The organism is Pedobacter sp. 01T416_2 (genome assembly GCF_056398925.1).
In genome coordinates, this window is sequence record NZ_JBFTQI010000637.1 from 1 (window position 1) to 3,502 (window position 3,502).

The window sequence follows — 3,502 nt, forward strand, 5'->3', positions numbered from 1 at the left end:
TGGCTATTCACATCCAAACAAATATAACATCTGTAAAACATTAAATTCATATCGCTGAAAAATTTACCCGATGAAATACTTAAAAACTTCTGAAGGGGGTCTGACCATGAAGTTGCTAATTAGACCAATGAAATTATAGGAAGTCCTTAATAAAATAAATTCTCAATCACGAATTATGAAACAGATATATTTAATAGCTTTATGTCTCATTTGCCAGAACGATGAGACACGATTTATTTTTTGAACAGGTTTGGGATTTAACCAGAGAAATACCCAAAGGAAGGGTAACTTCATACGGAGCAATTGCAAAAGCCATTGGTGCACCTAATCTGTCGAGAATGGTAGCCAGAGCCATTGGTGCTTGCGGATCAGCACAGCCTCCTGTTCCTTATTATAGGGTAATCAGCAGCAACGGCTTGCTCAGCGGCGATCCATCATCTACAGCTAAAAGACAGGAACTCCTCGAACGAGAAGGCGTTGAAATTAAAAACCTGAAAGTTCAAAATCTTAAAAAGGTATTCTGGGATCCGTTAATTGATATGGAATAAATACTGCTGGTAAAGTTTCTGCGCATCAATTTTTATCCACTTGGCTTTTAACATGCTAAAATGCGATGTTATATCTATAAAGCATTTAGTAATTACGATAGCTTTCTTATCTTTGCAACCATCTGTTTTAAGTGGATAGCTAATTGGTACTGAAAATTGAATTTTTCCAATATTAATTCAAAATTTAATCAGCTAATTATTTCTTTTTCATTAAAGCACCAAAATTTAACAATAACAAAAAATGCAAGAGCATTACTTTTGCAAAAAATACCTGAAATGAGTATAGGATTATCAGAACAAGAAGTATTACGACGTGAGTCGCTAAAGCAATTACGCGCATTAGGCATTGAGCCTTATCCTGCAGAAGCGTATGAAGTAAATGCATATGCAGCAGATATATTAGCTAATTATGAAGTAGATAAGACAGCATACAAGACCGTAGTATTAGCAGGTAGAATTATGAGCCGCAATATTATGGGTGCTGCCTCTTTTACGGAGTTACAGGATTCTACCGGCCGAATTCAGATCTACTTAAAGCGCGACGAACTTTGTCCTGGTGATGATAAAACCTTATATAACACAGTATTTAAAAAACTTTTAGATATTGGCGATTTCATTGGGGTTAAAGGATATGTATTCACAACGCAAACAGGAGAAATTTCTGTACATGTTACTGAATTTAAGGTGCTTTCTAAGTCACTACGTCCCCTACCAATCGTTAAACGCGATGATGAAGGTAATGTTTATGATGGATTTACCAATCCTGAATTGCGTTACCGCATGCGTTATGTAGATTTAACGGTAAATCCTGATTTTAAACAGATTTTCATTAAACGTAGCAAGGTGATTAATACCATGCGCAATTATTTTGATAACCAGGGTTGGATGGAAGTAGAAACGCCTATCCTCCAGCCTATTCATGGCGGTGCTGCTGCGCGTCCTTTTGCCACACACCATAATACTTTAGATATGCCGCTTTATTTGCGTATTGCAAATGAGTTATATTTAAAAAGATTAATCGTTGCAGGTTTTGATGGTGTATATGAATTCGGTAAAATGTTCCGTAACGAAGGGATGGACCGTACGCATAACCCTGAATTTACTTCAATGGAAATTTACGTTGCCTATAAAGATTATATCTGGATGATGGCAATGGTTGAAGAATGTTTAGAAAAAGTAGCTATTGCAACAACTGGTGCAAGTGTAGTTAAAGTTGGTGCCAACGAAATTAATTTTGAAGGACCGTACGAAAAATTAACCATGTACGAGTCGATCCAAAAATATACCGGAATTGATGTTTCGGCGATGACAGAGGAAGAAATTGCACAGACTTGTAAAGATTTAGGCATCGAAACCGATGATACGATGGGCCGCGGTAAATTAATTGATGAAATTTTCGGCGCTAAAGTTGAAGCGAATTTAATTCAGCCAACCTACATTACCGACTACCCGATCGAAATGACACCGCTTGCTAAAAAGCACCGTACGGCAGACGGTTTGGTAGAGCGTTTTGAGCTATTTGTTAATGGTAAAGAGATTGCAAATGCTTATTCAGAATTAAACGATCCTATTGACCAAAAAGAGCGTTTAGAAGATCAGTTAAAGTTAGCTGCCCGCGGTGATGACGAGGCCATGGCCATGGATGATGATTTCGTACGTGCATTAGAATATGGTATGCCGCCTACTTCAGGTTTGGGCATTGGTATTGATCGTTTGGTGATGTTAATGACCAACCAAAGTACCATCCAGGAAGTTTTATTCTTCCCGCAGATGCGTCCTGAGAAAAAGAAAATAGAAATGACACCTGAAGAAACAGAATTGTATTCATTGGTTTCGGAAGGCGAACAATATCTGTTAACTGAAGTAAAAGGAAAACTTGCCGATTGGAGTAATAAAAAATGGGATACAACCTTAAAAGCTTTAACAGGAAAAGGAATTTTAAAAGTTGCCAAAACAGACGAAGGCTTATTCTTATCTCATAAATAATCAATCTGAGACCCAAAAAAGGGAATTCTGGATTTGATTTTAACAAAAACATAACATAAACTTAAAAGGCTTGCTAACAATTGTTTAGCAAGCCTTTTCTATATTTACAGCAATCGATAATTAAAATCATTGCGATATGAATACGTCAAGTTTAGAAATCAACGAAAGAGAATACTGCATTAAATTAAGCAAAGATGCTTTTGATTTAACGCTGGTACGTCAATTAATAAAAAGAATCCAGGCCGAAGCCTTATTCTTCTCAAGAGTACAAGCCGAAGAAGAAGATATCTTAAGCAAAAGAGCTCAAAGAGAAGAGTTTGAAGGATTTGATTATTTAGGAGATAAATAAAATACGACCGTCACCCTGAATTTATTTCAGGGTCTATAAGATGCTGAAATAAATTCAGCATGACGAAAAACTTAATCAACCTCCAAAGTTCCCTCTACAGAATCATCCATTGTTTTTCCAGTAATTACCGACGCTGCCATCTTTAAAAATGCAACGGCAGTGCCGTGTTTGGTATCCCAATAGTATCCCTCCGAAGGGATAACCTTGATTAAGGTAATATCAGGATCGTCTTTCCCTCCTTGAAACCATGTTTTGATAAACGGGCTCCAAAGCTCGTCGATTTTAGCCTGATCCCTGCTGATTTCAGAAATTCCATAAATATTTACAAAACCCGAGTGCGCTCCGGCCTGAAACAACAAATGAGTAAAGGGATCAGTTGAAATCTCATCATTTTTGTGACTGTCTTTCATGCTCATAAACCATATATTCCCCTCATCATCCACTTGCTGAATAGCCATTGGCCTTACCGACAAGGGTACACCAGTTTTAATATTGGTACAGAAAAAACAGCTTTCGGCCTTTTCGGTTAATGTTTTCAGTTTTTCGATGGCTGCTTTACCGCCCAAATCTTTAATATTATTTTCTTCCTGAGTATTGTTGGTACTCCCTTCTTGTGATG

4 protein-coding genes are annotated in these 3,502 nt (G+C 37.2%); 3 read left to right on the forward strand and 1 reads right to left on the reverse strand.

Features of this window, described 5'->3' with window-relative positions; translation table 11 throughout:
- Window positions 1-221: 221 nt before the first annotated feature.
- The 3 genes from AC1DPQ_RS21575 (at window position 222) to AC1DPQ_RS21585 (ending at window position 2,883) form a co-directional block, all read left to right on the forward strand.
- On the forward strand, window positions 222-548 hold the full coding sequence (locus tag AC1DPQ_RS21575; protein ID WP_477581631.1) for an MGMT family protein: 327 nt from the start codon (window positions 222-224) through the stop codon (window positions 546-548).
- A 276-nt stretch (window positions 549-824) separates the two neighbouring features.
- Window positions 825-2,534, forward strand: coding sequence for a lysine--tRNA ligase (lysS, locus tag AC1DPQ_RS21580; RefSeq protein WP_477610831.1), 1,710 nt, complete (start codon window positions 825-827; stop codon window positions 2,532-2,534).
- A 136-nt stretch (window positions 2,535-2,670) separates the two neighbouring features.
- Window positions 2,671-2,883, forward strand: coding sequence for a hypothetical protein (locus AC1DPQ_RS21585; RefSeq protein WP_029275714.1), 213 nt, complete (start codon window positions 2,671-2,673; stop codon window positions 2,881-2,883).
- A gap of 71 nt (window positions 2,884-2,954) precedes the next feature.
- On the opposite strand, the gene AC1DPQ_RS21590 is transcribed toward AC1DPQ_RS21585, so the two are convergent.
- The coding region (locus tag AC1DPQ_RS21590; protein WP_477610832.1) for a pyridoxamine 5'-phosphate oxidase family protein at window positions 2,955-3,502 on the reverse strand (548 nt) is incomplete at its 5' end.

Bases quoted from the DNA above. Each gene is read 5' to 3' on its own strand.
- AC1DPQ_RS21575 (WP_477581631.1), top strand. From the start codon at position 222: ATGAGACACGATTTATTTTTTGAACAGGTTTGGGATTTAACCAGAGAA.
- lysS (WP_477610831.1), top strand. From the start codon at position 825: ATGAGTATAGGATTATCAGAACAAGAAGTATTACGACGTGAGTCGCTA.
- AC1DPQ_RS21585 (WP_029275714.1), top strand. From the start codon at position 2,671: ATGAATACGTCAAGTTTAGAAATCAACGAAAGAGAATACTGCATTAAA.